At 66.8% G+C, this 22932-nt stretch carries 20 protein-coding genes and 5 pseudogenes; 20 read left to right on the top strand and 5 right to left on the bottom strand.

The genetic code is table 11. The annotated features are described in order from the left end of the window. A partial coding sequence (locus KF903_RS10260) for a hypothetical protein (protein ID WP_291214313.1) occupies positions 1-387 on the bottom strand: 387 nt, incomplete at its 3' end. A 275-nt stretch (positions 388-662) separates the two neighbouring features. Here KF903_RS10260 and groES point away from each other — a divergent pair. The 6 genes and pseudogenes from groES (at position 663) to KF903_RS10285 (ending at position 4812) form a co-directional block, all read left to right on the top strand. Further along, the gene (gene groES, locus KF903_RS10265; RefSeq protein ID WP_291190108.1) at positions 663-953 is read left to right on the top strand and encodes a co-chaperone GroES; all 291 of its coding nucleotides are present in this window, start codon (positions 663-665) and stop codon (positions 951-953) included. A 137-nt stretch (positions 954-1090) separates the two neighbouring features. Further along, on the top strand, positions 1091-2737 hold the full coding sequence (groL, locus tag KF903_RS10270; RefSeq protein ID WP_291214315.1) for a chaperonin GroEL: 1647 nt from the start codon (positions 1091-1093) through the stop codon (positions 2735-2737). 398 nt (positions 2738-3135) lie between these two features. Next, positions 3136-3652, top strand: a pseudogene (moaB, locus tag KF903_RS10275) (molybdenum cofactor biosynthesis protein B). A 53-nt stretch (positions 3653-3705) separates the two neighbouring features. Further along, positions 3706-3939, top strand: a pseudogene (locus KF903_RS14280) (polyphosphate kinase 2); the annotation flags it as partial. Beyond that, a complete protein-coding gene (locus KF903_RS14285) occupies positions 3937-4245 on the top strand; it encodes a hypothetical protein (protein WP_343214986.1) in 309 nt (102 codons plus the stop codon). The pseudogene KF903_RS14280 and the gene KF903_RS14285, both read left to right, overlap by 3 nt. 24 nt (positions 4246-4269) lie before the next feature. Then, on the top strand, positions 4270-4812 hold the full coding sequence (locus tag KF903_RS10285) for an ECF-type sigma factor (RefSeq protein ID WP_291214319.1): 543 nt from the start codon (positions 4270-4272) through the stop codon (positions 4810-4812). On the opposite strand, the gene KF903_RS10290 is transcribed toward KF903_RS10285, so the two are convergent. After that, positions 4748-7195, bottom strand: a complete 2448-nt coding sequence (locus tag KF903_RS10290; RefSeq protein ID WP_291214321.1) for a serine/threonine-protein kinase — start codon at positions 7193-7195, stop codon at positions 4748-4750. The two genes, KF903_RS10285 and KF903_RS10290, sit on opposite strands and share 65 nt — an antisense overlap. Before the next feature lie 124 nt (positions 7196-7319). On the opposite strand from KF903_RS10290, the gene KF903_RS10295 reads away from it, so the two are divergent. The 7 genes and pseudogenes from KF903_RS10295 to KF903_RS10325 all read left to right on the top strand — a co-directional run bounded on the left by KF903_RS10295 (position 7320) and on the right by KF903_RS10325 (position 14570). Next, on the top strand, positions 7320-8264 hold the full coding sequence (locus KF903_RS10295) for a VWA domain-containing protein (protein ID WP_291214323.1): 945 nt from the start codon (positions 7320-7322) through the stop codon (positions 8262-8264). A 146-nt stretch (positions 8265-8410) separates the two neighbouring features. Then, positions 8411-9121 (top strand): hypothetical protein, encoded by a 711-nt coding sequence (locus KF903_RS10300; RefSeq protein WP_291214327.1) that lies wholly within the window; start codon positions 8411-8413, stop codon positions 9119-9121. Between the two features lie 83 nt (positions 9122-9204). Next, on the top strand, positions 9205-10689 hold the full coding sequence (locus KF903_RS10305) for a choice-of-anchor Q domain-containing protein (protein WP_291214329.1): 1485 nt from the start codon (positions 9205-9207) through the stop codon (positions 10687-10689). A 143-nt stretch (positions 10690-10832) separates the two neighbouring features. Next, positions 10833-11228 (top strand): annotated as a pseudogene (locus tag KF903_RS10310) (TCP-1/cpn60 chaperonin family protein); the annotation flags it as partial. Positions 11229-11342: 114 nt separating this feature from the next. Next, positions 11343-12053, top strand: a complete 711-nt coding sequence (locus tag KF903_RS10315) for a transposase (RefSeq protein WP_291214331.1) — start codon at positions 11343-11345, stop codon at positions 12051-12053. Positions 12054-12174: 121 nt separating this feature from the next. Then, positions 12175-13452 carry a hypothetical protein gene (locus KF903_RS10320; RefSeq protein ID WP_291214332.1) on the top strand — a complete coding sequence of 426 codons (1278 nt, stop codon included), beginning with the start codon at positions 12175-12177 and terminating at the stop codon, positions 13450-13452. A gap of 185 nt (positions 13453-13637) precedes the next feature. Further along, on the top strand, positions 13638-14570 hold the full coding sequence (locus tag KF903_RS10325) for a DUF6683 family protein (RefSeq protein WP_291214333.1): 933 nt from the start codon (positions 13638-13640) through the stop codon (positions 14568-14570). Positions 14571-14603: 33 nt separating this feature from the next. Here the strand turns inward: KF903_RS10325 and KF903_RS10330 are convergent, their stop codons facing one another. Continuing rightward, complete coding sequence (locus KF903_RS10330; RefSeq protein ID WP_291214335.1) at positions 14604-14927, bottom strand: hypothetical protein; 324 nt, start codon at positions 14925-14927, stop codon at positions 14604-14606. Between the two features lie 184 nt (positions 14928-15111). On the opposite strand from KF903_RS10330, the gene KF903_RS10335 reads away from it, so the two are divergent. Both KF903_RS10335 and KF903_RS10340 read left to right on the top strand, forming a co-directional pair. Further along, entirely contained in the window at positions 15112-15363 is a 252-nt protein-coding gene (locus tag KF903_RS10335) for a hypothetical protein (protein WP_291214337.1), read from the top strand. Between the two features lie 81 nt (positions 15364-15444). After that, a complete protein-coding gene (locus KF903_RS10340) occupies positions 15445-16566 on the top strand; it encodes a transposase (protein WP_291214485.1) in 1122 nt (373 codons plus the stop codon). A gap of 136 nt (positions 16567-16702) precedes the next feature. Here KF903_RS10340 and KF903_RS10345 read toward each other — a convergent pair whose 3' ends face one another. Continuing rightward, on the bottom strand, positions 16703-18037 hold the full coding sequence (locus tag KF903_RS10345) for a choice-of-anchor Q domain-containing protein (protein ID WP_291214339.1): 1335 nt from the start codon (positions 18035-18037) through the stop codon (positions 16703-16705). 32 nt (positions 18038-18069) lie between these two features. On the opposite strand from KF903_RS10345, the gene KF903_RS10350 reads away from it, so the two are divergent. Then, positions 18070-19233 carry a transposase gene (locus KF903_RS10350; protein ID WP_291214341.1) on the top strand — a complete coding sequence of 388 codons (1164 nt, stop codon included), beginning with the start codon at positions 18070-18072 and terminating at the stop codon, positions 19231-19233. A gap of 201 nt (positions 19234-19434) precedes the next feature. On the opposite strand, the gene KF903_RS10355 is transcribed toward KF903_RS10350, so the two are convergent. Further along, entirely contained in the window at positions 19435-20439 is a 1005-nt protein-coding gene (locus tag KF903_RS10355; RefSeq protein WP_291214343.1) for a hypothetical protein, read from the bottom strand. Positions 20440-20506: 67 nt separating this feature from the next. On the opposite strand from KF903_RS10355, the gene KF903_RS10360 reads away from it, so the two are divergent. The 4 genes and pseudogenes from KF903_RS10360 to KF903_RS10375 form a co-directional block, all read left to right on the top strand. Beyond that, the gene (locus KF903_RS10360) at positions 20507-21748 is read left to right on the top strand and encodes a M23 family metallopeptidase (protein ID WP_291214345.1); all 1242 of its coding nucleotides are present in this window, start codon (positions 20507-20509) and stop codon (positions 21746-21748) included. Positions 21749-21808: 60 nt separating this feature from the next. After that, the gene (locus tag KF903_RS10365) at positions 21809-22057 is read left to right on the top strand and encodes a hypothetical protein (protein ID WP_291214347.1); all 249 of its coding nucleotides are present in this window, start codon (positions 21809-21811) and stop codon (positions 22055-22057) included. Continuing rightward, positions 22056-22334 (top strand): annotated as a pseudogene (locus KF903_RS10370) (TCP-1/cpn60 chaperonin family protein); the annotation flags it as partial. The gene KF903_RS10365 and the pseudogene KF903_RS10370, both read left to right, overlap by 2 nt. A gap of 362 nt (positions 22335-22696) precedes the next feature. Next, positions 22697-22816 (top strand): annotated as a pseudogene (locus KF903_RS10375) (IS3 family transposase); the annotation flags it as partial. Positions 22817-22932: the final 116 nt, after the last annotated feature.

A 22932-nucleotide genomic window follows, 5' to 3' on the forward strand; every position in this document is an offset into this window, starting at 1 on the left:
CTGTTCGCCGGTATAGGCCACGGCAATCTCGCTCAGCGCGGTGCTCGTGTCGTTGCGCAGGCGCGCGCCGATGGTCGCTTCCAGGCTGCTCGAGCGGATCATGCCGAGCGCGCGCTCGCTGCTGCCGGCCGCGCCGTAGCTGTAGGTGTTGCCGCTGTTGAGCGTGCCGTCGTCGGCCACGTAGGTGGTGTTGGCGTTGCTGCCCGTTTCGGTGAAATACCAGCCGTCGGGCAGGGTCGAGCCGGTGCCGCTGGCGGCCAGCGTGTCGAAGCTCTGCACCGGCGGCGTGCCGCCGACCAGCGAAACGTACTGGGCCAGGGCCGCCGGCGCGGCAGCAACGAGGATGGCGGCGAGCGCGGCGCGCGCCGGTGTGTGTCGGAATCGCATGGAACCCCCAAGGCAACGAGGCCGCACCCCGCGGCCTGAAGAAGCCCGCGAGCATAGCCCAGCGTCCCCGGCATGGCGCGCTGCGCTGCACGACGGCGCAGCGGCGGACGGTGCCGGTCGGACTTGAAGTGGGCGGGCCAGGCTCCATCTGTGGCGGCATCGCGGCTTGCCCTTCCACCGGGCAGGCGCGTTCCGCTAGAATTGGCACTCAGCGCAATCAAGTGCTAACAACGTCTGGTAATTCCTTTCAAATCAACCTGTTGATGGAGACATCCATGAAGCTTCGTCCCTTGCACGACCGCGTCATCATCAAGCGCCTGGAAGCCGAGACCAAGTCGGCCGGTGGCATCGTCATCCCCGACGCTGCTGCCGAAAAGCCGATCAAGGGCGAGGTCGTGGCCGCCGGTACCGGCAAGATCCAGGAGGACGGCAAGGTGCGTCCGATGGCGGTCAAGGTCGGCGACATCGTGCTGTTCGGCAAGTACTCGGGCACCGAGGTCAAGGTCGATGGCCAGGAACTGCTGGTCATGCGCGAAGAAGACCTCATCGCCGTCGTCGAGAAGTGATGCGCCGGGACGGGTGGTTCGTGATTCGTGATTCGTGAGAGCAGGTTCTGCTCCGGATCCGGTCCGCATCACCTTCGAGTCCCGCCTTGGCTTTTCCGAATCACCAATCACCCATCAAGAATTCCGGAGTTTTCCCCATGGCAGCCAAAGAAATCCGCTTCTCCGAAGACGCCCGCGCGCGCATCCTGCGCGGCGTCAACACCCTCGCCAACGCCGTCAAGGCCACGCTCGGTCCCAAGGGCCGCAATGTCGTGCTCGACAAGAGCTTCGGCGCGCCGACGATCACCAAGGACGGCGTGTCGGTCGCCAAGGAAATCGAACTGGCCGACAAGTTCGAGAACATGGGCGCGCAGATGGTCAAGGAAGTGGCTTCCAAGACCTCCGACGTCGCCGGTGACGGCACCACCACCGCGACCGTGCTCGCGCAGGCGCTGATCCGCGAAGGCCTCAAGGCCGTCGCCGCCGGCATGAACCCGATGGACCTCAAGCGCGGCATCGACAAGGCCGTGACCGCTGCGGTGGACGAGCTCAAGAAGCTGTCCAAGCCGTCGGCCGACTCCAAGTCGATCGCCCAGGTCGGCACGATCTCGGCCAATGGCGACGAGGCCATCGGCCAGCTCATCGCGCAGGCGATGGACAAGGTCGGCAAGGAAGGCGTCATCACGGTCGAGGACGGCTCGGGGCTGGACAACCAGCTCGACGTCGTCGAAGGCATGCAGTTCGACCGCGGCTATCTGTCGCCGTACTTCATCAACAACCAGCAGAGCCAGCAGGTCGAGCTGGAAGAGCCCTACGTGCTGCTGTACGACAAGAAGATCTCCAACGTGCGCGAGCTGCTGCCCGTGCTCGAAGGCGTCGCCAAGGCCGGCAAGCCGCTGCTGATCGTCGCCGAGGAAGTCGAGGGCGAGGCGCTGGCCACGCTCGTGGTCAACACGATCCGCGGCATCGTCAAGGTCGCCGCGGTCAAGGCGCCGGGCTTCGGTGATCGTCGCAAGGCGATGCTGGAAGACATGGCCATCCTGACCGGCGGCCAGGTCATCTCCGAGGAAGTCGGCCTGCAGCTCGAGAAGGCCACGCTCAAGGATCTGGGCAAGGCCAAGAAGATCGTGATCTCCAAGGAGAACACGACGATCATCGACGGTGCCGGCGAGGCCGCCAACATCCAGTCGCGCATCAAGCAGATCAAGGCGCAGATCGAGGAGACCTCTTCCGACTACGACCGCGAGAAGCTGCAGGAGCGCGTGGCCAAGCTCGCCGGCGGCGTGGCGGTGATCAAGGTCGGCGCCGCGACCGAAGTCGAGATGAAGGAAAAGAAGGCGCGCGTCGAAGACGCCCTGCACGCCACGCGTGCGGCGGTGGAAGAAGGCGTGGTGCCGGGCGGTGGCGTGGCGCTGGTGCGTGCGCTGGCCGGCATCGCCAAGCTCAAGAGCGACAACGAGGACCAGGAGCACGGCATCGTGATCGCCAAGCGCGCGATGGAAGCGCCGCTGCGCGAGATCGTCACCAACGCCGGCGAGAAGCCTCGGTCATCCTCAACAAGGTTGCCGAGGGCAAGGGCAACTTCGGCTACAACGCCGCGACCGGTCCAGTTCGGCGACATGGTCGAGCTGGGCATCCTCGATCCGACCAAGGTGACGCGCACCGCGCTGCAGAACGCCGCGTCGATCGCCGGCCTCGTCATCACGACCGAAGCGATGGTCGCCGAGGCGCCGAAGAAGGAAGAAGCCCACAGCCACGGCCCGGCTGGCGGCGGCATGGGTGGCATGGGCGGCATGGATTTCTGATCCGCGCCCTGCGACAAGCGTTACCGCGAAGCCCGGCCTTGTGCCGGGCTTCGTGTTTTCGGGGGCTGGAGAGGTGCATTGGCCGGCATGCCGTGCGGAACCCTTGTGACTGCAGCGCGCCGTGGTCTGACACACGGCGTGGGAAAGCGCTGATACCAGGCCGGGACGGCGCGAGAAATCCTGTGCAACGATCCATGCTCACCCACGATCTCGCAATCAAAGGGATATCGGTCTGGTGACGGGAAAACAAACTTACAAGGGTACGAGCGGAGTACGGCACTGAATGTCGTTGCAAGGCCCGGTTGTGACGCTTCGGTCGTACCCTCATCCGGCGCTGCGCGCCACCTTCTCCCGGTGGGAAAAGGGACTGCTTCCGGGCAGCCTGCTAGGCTAGCGGCATGACCGCGCAAGCCGACTTCATCGCGCTCGACCTCTGCGTGCTGACCGTGCCGGACACGCGCACGCCGGACGACGATACCTCGGGCGACTATCTCGCCCTCGGCCAGGCCGGCCATCGCCTGCGCGACCGCGCGATCGTGCGCGACGACAGGTACCGCACGCGCGCGATCGCCTCGCAGTGGATCGCCGACGAGCACGTGCACGGCATCCTCGTCACCGGCGGCACCGGCTTCACGGGACGCGACTCGACGCCCGAGGCGATCGGGCCGCTGCTCGACAAACCGATGCCGGGCTTCGGCGAACTGTTTCGCGCGCTCGGCTTCGACGAGATCGGCACTTCGACCCGGCAGTCGCGCGCCTTCGCCGACCTCGCCAACGAAAACCTTGGTGTTTTGCCCGCCCGGCTCGACCTCGGCCTGCCGCACCGCCTGGGAAAGGAACATCGCGAGCCAGCTCGATGCACGCACGCGCCGCTGCAGCCTCGCCGGTCTGCATTCGCGCCTCGGCGAGCGCTGACTGGCTTTCGATTCAAGGAAACCGCCATGGCAAACATGAAGTGCAAGGTCTACGAGGAATCGCTGGACAAACTGCACGATGAGCTGATCGACCAGCAACGCTGGGTCAGCGCCAACGGCAAGCGGGTGGCGATCGTGTTCGAAGGCCGCGACGCGGCCGACAAGGGCGGCGTCATCAAGGCGATCGAAGCGCCGCTCAACGACCGCCTCGTGCGCCGCGTCGCCCTCCCCAAGCCGAGCGAGCGCCAGCAGAGCCAGTGGTACTTCCAGCGCTACGTCGAACACCTGCCGGCTGCCGGCGATCCGCGCAAGCGCTGGAAGCTGTCGCCGGTCGACGTCAAGGCGCGCGCCGACTACGTGAAGTACGGCAAGGCCCGCGACGTCATGCTTGCAGCCACCCACGCGCGCCACGCGCCATGGTTCGTCGTCGACTTCAACGACCAGCGCCGCGGCCGCCTCAACCTGATCGCGCACCTGCTCAAGCAGTTGCCCGAGCGTGAGGCGGCACCGCCGAAGTTCGAGCTGCCGCCGCTCAAGGCCGGGCCGGCACGCGAGCACGTGCCGAAGAAGTTCCTGGTCCGCGACACGTACTGATGCCGGCGCGACCGACTCCAGGGCATGACTGACGAAGCAATGCGCACGGACGCGGCGAAACTCGCCCCGCTGCTGCTCGAGAACATGCGCGTGTACGCGCGCCGCGAACGGCGCCGCCTGCGCGCCGGCGAAACCCTGCGCACGACCGCGCTCGTCCACGAGGCCTACCTGCGCCTGCTCGGCAGCGCGGAATGGGCGAGCGAACTGCATTTCCTGCGTGCCGCGGCACTGGCCATGCGCCAGGTGCTGGTGGACCACGCGCGACGCACGCTCACTGCCAAGCATGGTGGTGGCCACATCGTGTCGCTCGACGACCAGCTCTTCGATCCGTACTGGCAGAGCGACGAACGCATGGTCGAACTCGACGAGGCGCTGTCGCGGCTCGACGCGCTCAATCCGCGCCTGACCGACATCGTCGAATGCCGCTTCTTCGCCGGCTATTCGGAAGAGGAAACCGCGCGCGTGCTCGGCATCAGCGACCGAACCGTGCGCCGCGACTGGATCAAGGCGAAGGCGTGGCTGTACCGCGAACTGGGCGAGGCGCCGGAGCCACCGGCGACGCCCTGAGCTGTGCGGCCTGCGCGCGCAGGCGTGCCGCCGCCGCGCCCGACAGGCCGTCGACTTCCGCATCGATGCGATCGAGCAGTTGCGTGGCCTCGTCGCTGCTTCCCTGCGCCTGGCGCACGCGCGCCAGGGCGAGCATCGACATCGCGGCGGCAACGCCCTGGGCATGCTCGCCGTCGGCAGGTGCTGGACTCGCCTCCAGCGCCGCCGCTTCCGCGCCCGCCACGTCGCCACGCGCGAGCAGGGCCTCGGTGAGGCCGCCCAGCGCCGCGACATGATGCAGGCTGCCCTTGCCGGCATAACGCTCGGCCATGCGCGCGGCGCGTTCCAGCAGGCGCACTGCGGCCTCCACCTGCCCACCCTGCAGCTTGAGCTTGCCGAGGTTGGAGACCAGGGCCGCGGTCGCCGCCGATTCGCCGTACAGCCGTTCGCGCAATGCGAGTGCCTCTTCGAACAGGGCTTCGGCCTCGCGCGGCTGGCCCGCGGCAAGCTCGACGGCACCGGCATTGTTGAGCGTGTTGAGCGCATCGGGCGACTGCCCGAGGCCGCTGTCGCGCCAGACAGAGCGCGCCTCGGCAAACCAATTGCGCGCGGTAGCGAGATCGCCGGCATCGAAGCGGGCAACCGCGAGGTTGTTGTAGAGCACGCCGGTTTCGCGATGGGCTTCGCCGCTGATCGCAAGGCGGCGCGGCAAGGCGGCTTCGAGCAGGGCGATCGCCGCCGCCGTGTCGCCGCGCGCCCGCAGCACCTGCGACTCGAGCAGGCGGCTGTCGACCAGGCGCGATTCCCAGCGCACCGGCTCGCCGAGCCAGAACGCCTGCGCCTGCGCCAGCGATGCGGCGGCATCATCGATGCGTCCCTGGCGATACGCGACCTGCGCGAGATCGTAGCGCGCCGCTGCGACCAAGGCGGGATCGACCACGTCCGGATTCGCAGCGGCCAGCCGTTCGAGCAGCGGTGCGGCGGCCTCGTAGTCGGTCAGCAGGAAATAAAGCTCACCGAGCGCGTGCAGCACCGGTGCGCCACGCGCCGGATCGTCGGCGAACTCGTCACCGATGCGGCGTGCCGCGGCGCCGAGGACATCGGCCGCGCGCACTTCGCTGCCCCCTGATTCGCCGGCGCTGCGGAACATGTGGAAGACCGCCTGCTGGATCGCCTCGAGGCGGGCCTGCTCGCGCAGCGCCTCGTCGCGCTGGTGCGCCGCTTCGCGGGCGTGCATGACCGCAACACCGATGCCGACGGCAAGACTGAGCACGATGGCCGCGACAGAAGCCAGCCACCAGCGCGCACGATGCACACCGCGCACGAGACGATGCAGGCGCTCGCCGGCACGCGCCTCCACGACATCACCGACCAGTGCGCGTTCGAGTTCGTGGCGAAGCGCCAGCACTCCGTCCGGACGCTCCGCCGGGTTGCGCGCCAGTGCACGCGCGAGGATCGCGTCGAGGTCGGCGAGCAGGGCGCGTTCGCCGCGTCGGCACGGCTGGCCGGCAAGCACGTCGGCCAGCGGCACGATCCCGGCCCGCAGTCCGGCCACGGCGACCAGTGGCGATGCGCCCGCCGACGAGCGCGGCGGCCGTCCGGCGACGAGTCGATAGAGCACGGCGGCCACACCGTAGACGTCGGTCGAGGTCGACACCACGCCGCCTTCGGCGAGTTCGGGAGCAGCGTAGTCCCACGACATCGCACCGGCCTTCGCGTCGGCACCACCGACGCCGGCAATGCCGAAGTCGATCAGGCGCGTGCGTCCATCGGCATCGACCAGCAGGTTGGATGGCGTGACGTCGCGATGCACGACCCGTCGCGCATGCGCGTGCGCAAGCGCGTCGCAGGCCTGCTGCACGAGGCGCACGCGCCCGCGCAGGTCGATTGCATGGCGGTCGCAGTAGGCGTCGATCGGCGTGCCGTCGACATGCTCCATGACCATGAACGGCCGCCCGTCCGGGGCCTCGCCGCCATCGATGATGCGCGCGATGCCGGGGTGGTCGAGGGTCGCCAGTACCTGGCGCTCGTGATGGAAACGCGCGACCGCGGCGGCGTCGATGGTGTCGATCAGCTTGAGTGCGGCGCGCTGGGCGAACTGGCCATCGTCACGCTCGACCGTGTGCACCGAACCCATGCCGCCGCGACCGAGCAGGCCGCACAGGCGCCAGCACCCGAGTCGCTCGAACGGCAGCAGCGCCGCCGTCCCGGTCACGGCCTCTGCATCCGGCGCTTCGAGGAAGCCCGCGCTCGCCCCCGCCGCATCGAGCAGGGCGAGCACCTCCTCGACCACCGCCGGCGCCACCGCCTGCCGGGCAAGCCAGGTACCCCGTTCCGCTGCCGGGATTTCCCAGGCCGCATCGAACAGGGATTCGACTTCACGCCAGTTGTCGCGGTGCTCCACACCCACCTCCCGAGGAATGCGGCCGCATTCTGCCGCAGATCCCCCGCGCGCACGACGCGCGTCGCGCATGTCCGGATTCGTCGCCGAATCTCGTAAAGGCGGTTTCTTCCGACGGGAGCCCCCCATGATCCTGCGCAAATCCCTGGTCGCCACCGCCTTTGCCGCCGCAATTCCCGGCGCCTTGGCCGCCGAACAGGCCATGCTCGTCCTCGATGCTTCCGGCTCGATGTGGGGTCGCATCGACGGGCGCGCCAAGATCACCATCGCCCGCGAGGCCGTGCGCACGATGCTCGACGACTGGAACCCATCGGTCGAACTCGGCCTGGTCGCCTACGGCCACCGCCGCAAGGGCGACTGCACCGACATCGAGGTGCTGGCCCCACCCACGCCGGTCGATGCGGCGGCCTTTGCCGCGCGTGTCGACCGGATCACGCCGGTCGGCAAGACGCCGATCTCGGCGGCTGTGCGACTGGCCGCCGAAACGCTGCGCTCGAACGAGCAGAAGGTCACGGTCATCCTGGTCAGCGACGGCCTCGAAACCTGCCATGCCGATCCCTGCGCACTCGCCGATGAACTCGAAGCCAGCGGCGTCGACTTCACCGCCCATGTGATCGGCTTCGACGTGGCCGGCGACAGCGAGGCCGGCCGCCAGCTCGCCTGCCTGGCCGAACGCACCGGCGGCCGCTACCTCGAAGCCGAGCGTGCCGACCAGCTCGGCGCGGCCTTGCGCACGATCCGCGAGAGCATCGCCGCCGCCGAGCCGCAGGCCGCACAGCATCCTGGAGCACCGACCGAGGGCTGCCTGTTCTTCGACGACGACGGATACAGCGGCGAGTGGATGCGCCCGGATGTCGGCAGCCCTGTCGAATATATCGGCGACGAATGGAACGACCGCGTGCGCTCGGCGCGCTGCGCGCCCGGTTGCCGCGCCCGCCTCTGGCTGCACGCCGATTTCCACAGCAAGTACGTCGATGCCCGTGGCGATACGCCGAATCTCGGCGACGTCAGCGGCAGCGTCTCCGGCTACCACGTAGCCTGCGGCGACACACCCCTGCATCGCCCCGAATGACCCAGACCACGACACATCCCGACATTGCCAGGAGCATCCGCATGATCCAAATCCACACCATCCTGTTCGCGGGTTCCCTCGCCCTGCTTGCCGGCTGCAAGCAGGAGGCCTCGTCGCCGGTGATGGCCGGCAGCAACACCGCCGGCATGCAGGCGGTCATCGACGAAGCTGCGAAGGACGCCGCCGAAGCCGGCGCACTGGCGTCCGGCGATGCCCTGCTGAAGCCTGGCCAGAGCGTGCAGGGCAGCATCGAGGCCGACGTTGGCAAGGGCGTGCAGGCGTTCCGCTCGATCGCCACCCGGGTGGCCGACGATATCGGTGCGCAAACCGACCGTGCGCTCGACACCGGCAAGGGCCAGCGCGCACTCGACGACGCCAACCGCAAGCTGGAAAAGCTCGGCGTCGATACCCGTGTCGGCAAGGACGACGTGCGCGACATCGTCGCCGGCATGGCCGGCAAGACCTTCCACGATTCGGAAGTTCGCCATATCGGGATCATCCAGTCGCTGCAGGTCACGCTGAAAGGCACGGCCAGCGACGGCGGTCACCTCGACCTTGGCCTGAGCTTAGACGACAAGACCCTGGCCCTGACCCGCGCCAGCCTGCGCTACCGGCCGAAGGCGAACGCGATGTTCGACTTTTACCAAGGCAGGGACAAGAACGGCGTCGAAGTGACCATCGACCGCTTCGAACGCAACGCTGACGGCAGCTACGCCATCGCCGGCAGTTTCACGGCGCGCGACCTGCCGGCATCGCAGATGGCGAAGAAGCTGCCCACCGACCGCCTGCCCTCGGCCAGCGGCCGCTTCACCTACGACGCATTGCCGCTGAAGGACATGCCGAACTCCGGGCGTTGAGCAACCCGTTGAATACGACCAGCCATCGCCCCGGCCGTCGTCATCGCCGGCAGTCATCCAGTCCACACACCGGAATCCCTCGAATGAAACTTCCGTGCTCCTGCACTTCGATCCTTGCGTCCGCACTCGCCGCGGCCATCGCCCTCATCACACCCTCGCGCGCCGAGGCTCTGACCTACCTCGTCACCAATACCAACGACGCCGGCACCGGCTCGCTGCGGCAGAAGATCGCCGACGCGGCGACCAACAGCACCGGCCCGCACACGATCTACTTCGACATCGCCGCGAACAGCACGATCACCCTGGCCAGCCGCATCACGATTCCGAACGGGCTCGTGTTGACGATCGACGCGACCGCGCCGACCGGCATCAGCCTCGACGGCAACGGCAGCACGCGCCTCATCCAGGTCGGCGATGGCGCGCGCGTGTCGATCAAGGGCCTGACCCTGCGCAATGGCTACTCCAACCTCGATGCCGGCGGATGCATCTCGAGCCCAAACTCGACCAGCACGCTGCGGCTCGAAGCCGTCTTCGTGCTCAACTGCGTGTCGTTCCAGTCCTCGGGAAGCGCGTTTGCCGGCGCGGTATATGCCTACTCGCCGCTGACCATCATTGATTCGCGTTTCGAGGACAATCGCGTGCGCAACGACAACGGCTCGGCCTACGGCGGCGCGATCATGAGCACGGGCGCGCTCGAGATCACCAACACGAGCTTCTTCGGCAACGAAGCGTCGGCCCACGCAACGGAAGCCGGTGGCGGTGCGATCGAGGCCCGTGCGGGTGGCCGCTTCGACCGCGTCGTGTTCGTCGGTAACGCATCGCTCGGCGATTCGGCATCCGTACGGACGATCGGCGGCGCGGTGCGCAGCCGCACCACCAGCGAAATCCGTGTCGTGCGCTCGCTGCTCGTCGGCAATTCCGCGCAACAGGGCGCAGCCATCGAGGTCCAGAACGCCGCCAGCGCCTTCGTCACCCGCTTGTTCATCCGCGACAGCCAGATCGTCGGCAACTTCGGCGGCATCGCAACCTCGCTGCTCAACGTCAGCAGCGACATCCGCAACACGACCTTCTGGAAGAACGATGGTGGCAACCAGAGCGCCGCGCACCTGCTTTACGGCGGCGCACAGACCGTCGTCGACGCCTTTACACACAATCTGCTGGCTCCGGTGGCCGGCAATGCACCGGCCTGCGACCTGGCCAACCTGCCCGTGGCGGCGGTCGGCGGCGGACGCAACCTCTTCCCGGATTCCAGCTGCTCGGCGTTGGCAACCGACAGCACCGTCTGGACCGGTGATTTCCGCATCCGCGCTCTGCGCAGGCCCGTCGGCGATCCGGCCGGCATGCCCGCCGTCGAACTGTTCGCCGGCAGCCCCGCGCTGGACGCCGGCAAACCACTGCCGGTCGATCCCCCGGGCGCGAGCGACTGCACGACCACCGACGTGCGCGGACAGGCACGCCCGCAGGACGCCGATGCCGACGGACAGGCCGCCTGTGACATCGGCGCACTCGAAACCGTCGGCGAAGCCTCGCTGTTCGCCGACGATTTCGAGGTGCCGTTGCTGCGCTGAGGTGGATGGAGTCCAGTACATGAGCAGGCGCTGACGACGCTACTAGCCAATCGCGACTGAAGTCGCTCCCACAACAGTCCTCGCTCCCACACAGCATTACTTTTGTGGGAGCGGCTTCAGCCGCGATGCTCCGGCTGTGCAGTGCGCTGGTGCGTGCGCTGGCCGGCATCGCCAAGCTCAAGAGCGACAACGAGGACCAGGAGCACGGCATCGTGATCGCCAAGCGCGCGATGGAAGCGCCGCTGCGCGAGATCGTCACCAACGCCGGCGAGGAAGCCTCGGTCATCCTCAACAAGGTTGCCGAGGGCAAGGGCAACTTCGGCTACAACGCCGCGACCGGTCAGTTCGGCGACATGGTGGAGCTGGGCATCCTCGATCCGACCAAGGTGACGCGCACCGCGCTGCAGAACGCCGCGTCGATCGCCGGCCTCGTCATCACGACCGAAGCGATGGTCGCCGAGGCGCCGAAGAAGGAAGAAGCCCACAGCCACGGCCCGGCCGGCGGCGGCATGGGTGGTATGGGCGGCATGGATTTCTGATCCGCGCCCTGCGACAAGCGTTACCGCGAAGCCCGGCCTTGTGCCGGGCTTTGTGTTTTCCGGGCTGGAGACGTGCATTGGCCGGGTAGCGACGACGGCATGGACGGGCTGCGGATGAGTTCGATCACCTACCGTGTCGCAACCGGAAAGCACGCCGGACGCAAAGAGGTCACCTTGCAAACGCTGCCTGGTGACGAGGGTCCGCTGGAAGGTGGCGCGGGGCAGGTCGGTGGTTTCTCGCTGCATGCCGGCGTTGCCGCCGAGGCACACGAGAGCCACCAGCTGGAAAAGCTGTGCCGGTACATCACACGCCGGGCGATCAGCGAGAAGCGGCTGTCGATCTCAGCGCAGGGCAGGGTGCGGTACGAACTCAAGACCCCGTGGCGAAACGGCACCACCCATGTCGAGTGGGATCCGGTGGACTTCATCGCCAAGCTGGCGGCGCTCGTTCCGCCGCCGCGTGCGCACCTCACCCGGTTCCACGGCGTGTTTGCGCCGAACGCCGCCCTGCGTGCGCAGCTGACACCTTCGGGGCGAGGCAAGCGGCCTGCGACCGATGCTGCACCGGTTGAGGTCAGCGCCAACGAGGAGCCGCGCAGTCCCGAGGAGAAGCGCCGCGCGATGAACTGGGCGCAACGCCTCAAGCGGGTCTTCTCCATCGGCGTGACCCCCTGCGTCCACTGCGGCGGCGCGGTGCGGATCGTCGCCAGCATCGAGGAACCCGCCGTCGTCCGCGCCATCCTGGCCCACTTCGAGAAGCACGGCGCGAGGGAAGCAGCACACTACAGGCCTGCAGCGCGCGCACCGCCGGCGGCAGCCGCGTGATGAACTGCCGGCTACGCCGTCGACGGCGAATCCAGGATCCGACCCGATGCGGGACCGACCCCGCAGGGCTGCGCTCGGCCCATTGTTGAGAATCGGTCAGAGCTGCCCAGGGATGGCGCCGATGAGCGGCCCCGAGCTGCCGAAATCCAACGCGTGGTCGTCCGGTTCGGTGCCAGAACCGGCGCTTGCACGACCGCCGCCTGCCCGCCAGATTCCACGAAAAAGCCGTTTGAAATTCCTATACCCCAATCCAGGCTTGGTGAACCCAGGTTGCGGGTTCCGCCATCGAATTGCGTTATGGGCGGGTACAACCGGAACCCCTCCCATGCGCACCTGCCTGCTGTCCGCCTTCCTCGCCATCCTGGCCTTCGCCCTGCCAGCCCGTGCCGACATGGGCATCGGCGGCATTGCGCGCGCCGGCCAGACCAACCTGCCGCTGCGCATCTTCGGCCCCAACGTGGACGGCACGGGTGCCGCGTCCTGGGAGATGAGCGGCCCTGCGATGGGCACCGTCGACACCATGTGGGTGACCTACGAGCCGAACGAGCGCCTGCTCTACCTCTCGGACTTCTACGGCCGGGCGATCCGCGTCTATCCGGCGTTCGCCACCGGCAACGTCGCCCCGCTGCGCGTCATCAATCCACCGGTACTCTCGCAGACTCGCGCGAACGCGCCGGTGTTCGCCCACGACGAACTCGGCGTCATCACCACCAACTGCTGCATCGCCACCTATCCGCTGCACGGCAACGGTGATGCGGTCTCGCCTGTCCGCACGATCCTGTGGGGCGGAGGCTCGAATCAGACCACCCAGCTCAACAGCCCCGGTTCGCTGACCTACCTGCCCGGCACCGACGAATACGCGGTCATCGATTTCGAGCCCGGCACCAACGCAAGCCGCGTCATCTTCCACGCGCGAACGGCCAGCGGCTACACGGCACCGACGCGCATGATGACCGGCAACGGCGTCGCCGGCGGCGTCGCCATCGCCCACGATCCACGCACCCATCTCCTCTATGTGCTCGGGAAAACGACGCTCGCCGACCTCAGCCTGATCGGTCGCGTCGCCGTGTTCCCCGACACGGCCAGCGGCGCCGCGGTGCCGCTCTACACGATCGCCGGCGGCCTCACCCGGCTGAACCGTCCTGCCGGCCACTACTTCATCGGCATCGGCCACGACCCCTACGAACGCCGCATCATGGTCAGCAGCAGCAGCGCGTCGTCGAACGGTGCGGCCGACCACCGCGTGATCGTCTTCAACGAGGACGCCGCCTACAACGCCGTACCGCTGCGTGATTTCTCCGGCGAGACGCTCGGCCCGGGCTATCTCGGCACGCCGTTCGGTGTGCCGTCGTGGGACGTCATCTACCGCAACGGCTTCGAGCCACAGTTTGTCGATTGAGGGGGCGACAGGCCTCTGCGCGCGCGGACGGGGAAAAACCGGGTCAGGTTCACTTCCGGCGTCAAGGAACGGCCGGCGCCAGGTTCATGGTGCGTAATGGATCGCCTGAGCGGCAGGCTCCGGGCAACTGATCTCGCCAGGAAGTAAACCTGACCCCGTTTTCTGCGGGGCGAAGGAGAGACGCCATGAAGCTTCGCAGCCTCCTGATCGCCTTCACCCTGCTGCTGGCCGGCGAAACGGCGTTCGCCCAATCCGCGGCGCTGAAATTCGCGCCCGTGGCCGGCGACGACACCTTGCGCAACTTCGCCGACCAGCTGGGAGACAACCCGCAGCAACGTCGGGAACTGCTGGAGGCCATCACCACGGCCAAAAAGGAGTTGTTTGAGCAGCCCTACGGGCCGAGGGGGTGGAAGAACAATGTCGCCGGTGCCTATGCGGGCTTCGTCGTCGGCCTCGCCACGGTGCTGAGTGGGGAAGCGCCATCGACCGCCGTGGAGGATCGGGTGTTCGCCGACTTCAGCGCCAAGCTGGCACCAGCCATGGCGAATGTGAGCAACAAGGAGAAAGCCGCGCTGTACGACACCCTGATCGCCAGCGCCAGCCTGCCGGTACTGCTGTACATCGACGGCAACCAGAAGGGCAACGCGGCGCAGATCAAGCAGGCGCGCACGCTGGCCGCCGAGTACAGCCGCAAGATCCTGCATTCCGAACCGCAGGAGTTGCTGGCGATGCTGTCGCCGGCCAAGACGGCGACGGCAACGACGACCCCGGCTCCGGCACAGCAGAGCGCAGGTGCTGCGGGCGGCGGCGGGCCACTCGACGGCCGCTACGACTGCCTGATGGCCGCAATGCAGTTCGATGGCGTGAGCTTCGTCACCCAGTACCGGCCCACCGGGATGTGGTTCACCATTTCGGGCAATCGCTATTCCGCCCAGTCGGGCGGTGGCACGATCAGCGCCACGGCGGACGTGGTCAGCTTCAGCGGCGGTGCCTATAACGGCTGGCGCGGCGCGCGCCGGGGCGATGCCATCGTGTTCCGCAAGAACGACTACACCAACCCGCACCCCGGCGAAAGCATCAAGAGAGACGATTTCCGCTGCGGCAGGCGCAGCGGTTGAGCGAGGGGCAAGCGCGCGGTCAGCGCATGCCGTTCATTGCGGCGTTGAACCGGCATCCGCCTCAGCGGCAATCTTGCGCTTGAGTGCCAGCAACGGCGCGCTGTCGGCCTTGTCCAGCGCGGCCAGCGCGCGGCGGTAGTAGTCCGCGCGCCTGCCCGCGTCGCCCAGTTGTCCCCATGCCATGCCGTAGCCGGCGAGGATCTTCGCATCGGTGCCGGGCAGTACCTGTTTGCCGGCGATGATGCGTTCCGCGTGGGCGAACTCGTCCAGCGCTTCGCGCGCGCGGCCCAGATCGACATTGAGCGTGGTCGTGGTTGCCTTGTTTGCCTTGGTGCGACCCGCTACGGCGGACCTCATCATGGAGCATTGCGGATGCTGGACGCAGTCACAGTGGACTGCCGCAGCAGCGAGTCGCGGTGCTGGCTCCAAGGGGTACCTGTACGATTTCGCGTCGCGCCAGGTCCGCAAGTATCGCGTTGGGGGTGGGATCGTACGCGGCGCCGGTGGCGATCGCACGCCGATGGCCGGTGGCGTCCCCAACGTGACTTGGCTCGTCGTCGAAGCGCGCTACCAGCAACAGTTCGACGACATGTTGCTGGTTCGCGATTTCTTTGCGCGACCGTTGAGCGGCATCCGCATTGACCATGACCTGCCATCGGGTGCCGTCAACGATCGTGCTGCCGCCGTTGGGACATACAACGGCTGTGCTTTCTGGCGTCCGAGGCGGGGCCATCTGTCCGCACCGCGGCAATGTCTGACGCGAAGATCGGAAAACGCCTATATGAACGTGTGATCGCGGGCGCAACCCTGAGCAGCCGTCCCTGCATCGGAGCGCCCCGTGCCGCGCCTCGCCGCATTCTCGCGGCAGGCCGAGGTGCGCACGCCACGGCCGACCGCCCACGCCGCGCCGCGCTACGCCCGCCACGCGCCCGAACGCACGCTGCTGTACGCGCCGGTCCACGCGCACTACCCGGATTTCATTGCCCGCCTCGAAGCGGAGGACCGCACACTGCCGGACTATGTACGCGAGGAGTTCGATGACTATCTGCGCTGCGGGGTGCTCGATCATGGCTTCCTGCGGGTGGTGTGCGAGCACTGCCACGCGGAGAGGCTGGTGGCGTTTTCCTGCAAGAAGCGCGGCTTCTGCCCGAGTTGCGGCGCGCGGTGCATGGCCGAGTCAGCACGGCATCTGGTGGAAGACGTGTTCGGCCCGCGCCCGGTGCGGCAATGGGTGCTGAGCTTGCCGTACCCGCTGCGCTTCCTGTTTGCCAGCAAGCCCGAAGCCATCGGCCCGGTGCAGGGGGTCGTGCAGCGCGTGATCGGCGCGTGGCTGGCGGACGAGGCGGGCGTTCCACGCCGCACCGCCCAATGCGGCGCGGTGACGCTGATCCAGCGTTTCGGCAGCGCGCTCAACCTCAACGTGCATTTCCACATGCTGTGGCTCGATGGCGTCTACGAAAAGCTGTGCCGGTACATCACACGCCCGGCGATCAGCGAGAAGCGGCTGTCGATCTCAGCGCAGGGCAGGGTGCGTTACGAACTCAAGACCCCGTGGCGAAACGGCACCACCCATGTCGAGTGGGATCCGGTGGACTTCATCGCCAAGCTGGCGGCGCTCGTTCCGCCGCCGCGCGCGCACCTCACCCGGTTCCACGGCGTGTTTGCCCCGAACGCCGCCCTGCGTGCGCAGCTGACACCTTCGGGGCGAGGCAAGCGGCCTGCGACCGATGCTGCACCGGTTGAGGTCAGCGCCAACGAGGAGCCGCGCGGCCCCGAGGAGCAGCGCCGCGCGATGACCTGGGCGCAACGCCTCAAGCGGGTCTTCTCCATCGACGTGACCCCCTGCGTCCACTGCGGCGGCGCGGTGCGGATCGTCGCCAGCATCGAGGAACCTGCCGTCGTCCGCGCCATCCTGGCCCACTTCGAGAAGCACGGCGCGAGGGAAGCAGCACACTACAGGCCTGCAGCGCGCGCACCGTCGGCGGCAGCTGCGTGATGAACTGCCGGCTATGCCGTCGACGGCGAATCCAGGATCCGACCCGATGCGGGACCGACCCCGCAGGGCTGCGCTCGGCCCATTGTTGAGAATCGGTCAGAGTTGCCACGCCCCCTGTTTCGCCTTTTTCAATAGTTCACTCAAACCCATTCTTGAAGATGCTGTCATCCTGTATCTCGTAAGCACCGATATCCACTTGTCCGAACATCACGCGGGATCCACCGGCGGCGTCGTAGCTACCGATGCCGCCAAAGGCCATGTTGTCGCCGAGATCGCGCAATGGCGAGTTACCGGCCAGTCGGTAGTTGCCGTTGCCGATGAAGGCAGGATCAATACTGTAAAGGTTATGCGTCGAAATCGCCGGGCCCCAGTACGAATGGATGCCGATATTGCTGTCGCGGATTGTTATCGTCGAGTTGCCGAAGTCGGCAAATTCAAGATCAAGGCTGGAATTACCCCAGAAGTTGCTGTTAGCCACGCGTAGCGATCCATTGGATACGCCCAGGACTACCTCCGCACTACCGTTCAGAACCGTGCTCACGTTGCCGGCCGCGGTATTGCCATTGAACACCACGCCACCGGATGGCCCGTTGCTATTGACACTCTGGAATTGCGCCACCTTGCGACCGCCGTAGCCAGGCACGAGCGTGTTGTCTGCGAATACGCTGTTTTGCACTACTACGCTACCGCCCGAACTCGCGAAGATCACCTGTACTGCGCTGATGTTATCGCGCACCACGACGCGATCCAGTGTGATGTTGCCGTTGTATAGGGCGGTGCCGCCGATGTCCACCGGCGACGAATTGGTCTCATTGATGCCATTGCGGAAGGTCAGTCGCGTTATGCGTAAATCGCCAGTGTTCGCATATCCGACAAATCCGAACAAACGACGGCTTCCGCCACCATCGATTACGGTTGAATTTGCGTTCCGCAAAGCCATGGCGCAAGGGTTGCCCAAAAGCGCAATGTAACCGCCTGCAAGCGTGAGTGAATACGGTTTGAGGGTGTCGTACTTGAAGCCGTGCGTGGTCGGCGGCACAAACGTGGTTGCATAGATCCGGATTTCGTCGTCTTCGTCGTTTGCGGCAGCGGCGTTCAATGCATTTTGCAGTTCGGCCGACGATGTCACGCAGAACGTGGCCGCGCGGGCGCTGCCCGCGATAAGGACAGCAGCAAGCGCAAACAGCAGGAGACTGATGATGGCCTCCGTCCCCTGACGTGCAACTAGAGCGATGCGTCGGCACATGATTTTTGCCCCCGGTTTGTCGCTCGCAGCGACGGCGGCCTGAACCTTACGCAGGGAAACGGTGCGCCGACTACTGGCAAATGCCGGTAATCGCATGAGGCTGCTGCAAGGGGCTGATATCCAGATCGGGACGCGGCGCAACGTGGGCGAGCCCGGCCAGCAGTCCGACCAGTTCGGCTTGGCGATGGCATCCGGTCTTGCGGAAAATCCGCTCCAGATAGGCACGTGCCGGATTCGGCCGGATGCAAGGACGATCCGTGTCGATCAACGCGCTTGTTCAAGTTCGCCGGAGCGAAGCGAAGCGCGGCTTTTGCCCGAGTTGCGGCGCCCGGCGCATGGCCGAGTCAGCACGGCATCTGGTGGAAGACGTGTTCGGCGCGCGCCCGGGGCGGCAGTGGGTGCTGAGCTTCCCGTACCCGCTGCGCTTCCTGTTCGCCGGCAAACCGCACAGCATCGGCCCGGTGCTGGCCATCGCGCAGCGCGTGATCGGCGCGTGCCTGGCGGACGAGGCGGGCGTTCCACGCCGCGCCGCCCAATGCGGCGCGGTGACGCTGATCCAGCGTTTCGGCAGCGCGCTCAACCTCAACGTGCATGTCCACATGCTGTGGCTCGATGGCGTGTACGAGAACGTCGAGCAACCACAGCGCAAACCGCGCCTGCACCGCACCCGCGCGCCCACGTCCGCGCAGTTGACCCAGTTGGCCAGCACGATCGCGCATCGCGTCTGCCGGCACCTGGCGCGGCGCGGCTGGCTCGAAGGCGAAGACGAATCCGTGTTCCTGTCCGACAGCGCGGGTAGCGACGACGGCATGGACGGGCTGCGGATGAGTTCGATCACCTACCGTGTCGCAACCGGAAAGCACGCCGGACGCAAAGTGGTCACCTTGCAAACGCTGCCTGGTGACGAGGGTTCGCTGGAAGGTGGCGCCGGGCAGGTCGGCGGTTTCTCGCTGCATGCCGGCGTTGTCGCGGAGGCACACGAGTTCCACGGCGTGTTTGCCCCGAACGCCGCCCTGCGTGCGCAGCTGACACCTTCGGGGCGCGGCAAGCGGCCTGCGACCGATGCTGCACCGGTTGAGGTCAGCGCCAACGACGAGCCGCGCAGCCCCGAGGAGAAGCGCCGCGCGATGAACTGGGCGCAACGCCTCAAGCGGGTCTTCTCCATCGACGTGACCCCCCTGCGTCCACTGCGGCGGCGCGGTGCGGATCGTCGCCAGCATCGAGGAACCCGCAGCCATCCGCGCCATCCTGGCCCACTTCGAGAAGCACGGTGCGCGGGAAGACGCGCACTACAGGCCTGCAGCGCGCGCACCGCCGGCGGCAGCCGCGTGATGAACTGCCGGCTACGCCGTCGACGGCGAATCCGGGATCCGACCCGATGCGGGACCGACCCCGCAGGGCTGCGCTCGGCCCATTGTTGAGCATCGGTCAGAGCTGCCCAGGGATGGCGCCGATGAGCGGCCCCGAGCTGCCGAAATCCAACGCGTGGTCGTCCGGTTCGCTGCCAGAACCGGTGCTTGCACGACCGCCGCCTGCCCGCCAGACTCCACGAAAACGCCGTTTGAAATTCCTATACCCCGTATCGGGCTGCTGAGCGCAGCCCAGGTTCCAGCAAAGCCCATTCACGGCTGTGGCAAGGTATCCAGCCGCACCATCACCCATTCCGACACGCCGATGCCCCTGTCATAGGGAGATGGCAGTTTCTGCCGCCAGACGATGCGATCCGACGTCGCGTAGAGGCGTGGCTTCTCGGTGCCGTTGTTGCGGATCACGCGCTCATTGTTGTTCATCTGGTCGCGCACGACATTGAGCGCGCGCCCCAGGTTGAGATCGTCAAACCACAGCGTCATCTCGTTGGCGTTCGGGGACAACTCGTCGAACGCGCACCGCGGACCGGGGTGCGCGGGGTCGGTGCCGAAGTAGGTGGGGCCGATGCAGCGCACGTCATAGCGTCGCGAGTTGGCGGGCGGCAGCGGCACGCCGGCGGGCGGCTGCCCGAGGGCCACGTTGTCAATGCGGTAGCTGCGCGCCTCGGTGACTGGGATCACCTGCACCACGCCTCCACGCACGATTCCGTCGCCACTCATGGCGTAGTCCGGCGGCTCGCCGGACACGAAGCGCCGAACGACCATCCACACGCCGGAAAAGTCGGTGGCCGCCACCAGCGGCGGGCCGCTCATGGCCTCGACCATGTCCTGCGACTGGCCGTTGACCGTGTAGCGGCCCGAGCGCGGACCGGTCCACTCGAACGTGCCCACGTCGCTGGTCTGCACCTGATCGCGCGGGTGGTCGGCGCAACCACGGCAGGGGCCATTCCTCATGCGGTAGAAACTCATGTTCACGCGGGCGACGATGCCGGTGGTCTGGGTCGTCACATCATCAACGTACTCGACGATGCCGCCGGTGGCATCGGTGACGGGGTTGCCGGCCACGTCGTAGTAGAAGGTGGACACGCCAAATACGTGGGGCGTGGTTTCGGTAAAGGTCAGTCCCAAACCGCCGAGCGTGCCGCCGTTGGCGGGGATGTACTCGCCCTTGAGGATCGGGATGTCCCAGTCATCACCTGCATCGACGAGGCCGCGCGCGTGTTCGCGGTTGACCCGTTGCCATTGACCTTGCTGCGCCAAGTCGAAGCCGGCGCGGTGGTCTCCCAGCAGTGCGGCCGACGGGTGGCCATTGTTGCGCGAGCACTCGATGATCCTTTTCGCCGCCGTTGCGCGCGATCAAGGTGAGAACCAGAACAAGGGGAGCTCCATGCGCCATCCGATCTTCATTCAATGCGTCCGCGCCCTCACCGTCGTGCTGTTCGGTGCCATCTCCGCGGCCGTTGTTTTAGGCGCGCCGCCCGTGGCAGATGCCGTACCGACGTCGAGTACGACCTTGTCGCTGTTTCCGCTCGTCCTGACGGTACCGAAGGCCCCGCAAGCCGTTGCCGCCAGCGACGGCCGTACGCACCTGACCTACGAGATCCTTGCAACGAATACCGGCAAGAAGGCCGTCACGATCACCGCGGCCGAGGTCGGGGCCGGTGCGGCGGCGCCGCTCGTCCGCTACAGCGGTGAATCGCTGGCGGCGCGCATGAGTCCACTCGGCGATCCGATGGCTGCCGGCACGCGCATCGATTCCGGCGCGACGGCGACAGTGTGGATCGATGTCGCACTGGCCGCCAACACCGCCGTTCCCGGCGAGTTGCGCGCACGGTTGACTGCAGCGGGCGCATCGGATGCTGAGAATCCCGTACCGGCTGTGGTGGCCACGGTCGATACGAAGCCTGCGCGCCTGATCCGCGCGCCGCTTGCAGGTTCCAATTGGGGCGTACTGGAAGCGTGTTGCGACAAAGCCAACCATCACCGCCGCGGCCAGCGCGCGGTCGATGGTCATCTGCGCCTGCCGGAACGCTTCGCGATCGATTTCGCGCGCTTCGACGAAAACGGTGAAGTGCATCGTGGCGACGGCAAGGCCAACGCGGACTACTACGGCTTCGGCGCGCCGGTGCTCGCCGTGGCGGATGCGACCGTGATCGACGTGCTGTCGCGCTACGCCGATCTGGTCCCGAACGCGCCTTTGCCCGAACCGAGCTTGCCGGAAGCCGGCGGCAATCACGTAGTGCTGGACCTCGGCGACGGCGCGTTCGCGTTCTACGGTCACCTGAAAGCCGACAGCATCAAGGTCAAGACGGGTGACAAGGTGCGCGCAGGGCAGGTCATCGCCGCACTCGGCAACAACGGTAGCTCGACCTTCGCGCACCTGCACTTCCAGTTGATGGACGCGCGCAACTTCGCGTTGTCCGAAGGCATTCCGTTCCGCATCGAGCGATTCGACCTAACCGGATACTTCGACGAGAAGAGCGATCGCATCGTGCGTGAGATGAAGCCGCTCGAACATCGCAACCAATTGCCGTTGAGCTTGTCGGTCGTGGATTTCCCGGAACCGTAGATCCGCTCCGCAGCCGAGCATGGTGTGCTGCGGAGGTGCACCGCGCGCAAACGGACTGTGATGTTTCTTGACCGGCTTGGCAGCGTTCATCGCATTCTCTTCACGCCTGCGCGTCCGCAGCGCCATGCGCTCGGTAACAAATTGCAAGACGTCGTCGCACTGGCACCGAACAACAATGTCGTGCGTGGCGATCCCTTTCCGGTTGCGATTCCGCAAACGTTGCGGCGTTCGATCACGTTGCGGCGGTTGGATGGCTGGGTGGTAGCGCCGCGTGGACGGCAGTTGTATTACTCCCGAAAGTCCGGTTGATGAGGCGTCGGTCATCCTCAACAAGGTCGCCGACGGCAAGGGCAACTTCGGCTACAACGCCGCGACCGGTCAGTTCGGCGACATGGTCGAACTGGGCATCCTCGATCCGACCAAGGTGACGCGCACCGCGCTGCAGAACGCCGCGTCGATCGCCGGCCTCGTCATCACGACCGAAGCGATGGTCGTCGAGGCGCCGAAGAAGGAAGAAGCCCACAGCCACGGCCCGGCTGGCGGCGGCATGGGTGGCATGGGCGGCATGGGCGGCATGGATTTCTGATCCGCGCCCTGCGACAAGCGTTACCGCGAAGCCCGGCCTTGTGCCGGGCTTTGTGTTTTGCGCGGTTGGAAATCTGCATTGGCCGGCGCTTCCTGTTCGCCGGCAAACCGCACAGCATCGGCCCGGTGCTGGCCATCGCGCAGCGCGTGATCGGCGCGTGGCTGGCGGACGAGGCGGGCGCTCCACGCCGCGCCGCCCAATGCGGCCGGTGACGCTGAATCCAGGGGCCTGTCTGATTTTTTGTGTGTGAGGCGGTCTTCGTTGTCGGTTCCGATCAGCGATTGAGCGCGAATCGGTCTCCGTAGATTATCGCGAACTGGTTCATCGCCGACTTCCACTCCTTGGCTGCGCGGCTCGCCACGCGCGAACAGGCGCGTGTGCACGTGTTCGAGTACATCGAGGTTGACTACAATCGAAATCGCCTGCACTCGGCGCTGGGTTATCTCGGCCCGGAGCAGTTCGAGCAGGCACGCGCTACTTAGGCGGGTGTCCGTGAAACGGGGGCAGGATCACCGTTCATCACGGCTCAGGTGCTTATAGGTCATGCGCTGTTTCCACTTGCCGGTGAAGCTGCACAGGCTAACGCACCTGAGCCTCC

Origin of the sequence: Dokdonella sp. (genome assembly GCF_019634845.1) — a bacterium.
GTDB lineage: Bacteria > Pseudomonadota > Gammaproteobacteria > Xanthomonadales > Rhodanobacteraceae > Dokdonella_A.

Excerpts from the sequence above, each read along its gene's own strand:
- groL (WP_291214315.1), top strand. The coding sequence starts at position 1,091 with ATGGCAGCCAAAGAAATCCGCTTCTCCGAAGACGCCCGCGCGCGCATC.
- KF903_RS10365 (WP_291214347.1), top strand. The coding sequence starts at position 21,809 with ATGTTTCTTGACCGGCTTGGCAGCGTTCATCGCATTCTCTTCACGCCT.
- KF903_RS10325 (WP_291214333.1), top strand. The coding sequence starts at position 13,638 with ATGAAGCTTCGCAGCCTCCTGATCGCCTTCACCCTGCTGCTGGCCGGC.
- KF903_RS10315 (WP_291214331.1), top strand. The coding sequence starts at position 11,343 with ATGAGTTCGATCACCTACCGTGTCGCAACCGGAAAGCACGCCGGACGC.
- KF903_RS10360 (WP_291214345.1), top strand. The coding sequence starts at position 20,507 with ATGATCCTTTTCGCCGCCGTTGCGCGCGATCAAGGTGAGAACCAGAAC.
- groES (WP_291190108.1), top strand. The coding sequence starts at position 663 with ATGAAGCTTCGTCCCTTGCACGACCGCGTCATCATCAAGCGCCTGGAA.
- KF903_RS10305 (WP_291214329.1), top strand. The coding sequence starts at position 9,205 with ATGAAACTTCCGTGCTCCTGCACTTCGATCCTTGCGTCCGCACTCGCC.
- KF903_RS10285 (WP_291214319.1), top strand. The coding sequence starts at position 4,270 with ATGACTGACGAAGCAATGCGCACGGACGCGGCGAAACTCGCCCCGCTG.
- KF903_RS10300 (WP_291214327.1), top strand. The coding sequence starts at position 8,411 with ATGCAGGCGGTCATCGACGAAGCTGCGAAGGACGCCGCCGAAGCCGGC.
- KF903_RS10330 (WP_291214335.1), bottom strand. The coding sequence starts at position 14,927 with ATGAGGTCCGCCGTAGCGGGTCGCACCAAGGCAAACAAGGCAACCACG.
- KF903_RS10295 (WP_291214323.1), top strand. The coding sequence starts at position 7,320 with ATGATCCTGCGCAAATCCCTGGTCGCCACCGCCTTTGCCGCCGCAATT.
- KF903_RS10320 (WP_291214332.1), top strand. The coding sequence starts at position 12,175 with ATGAGCGGCCCCGAGCTGCCGAAATCCAACGCGTGGTCGTCCGGTTCG.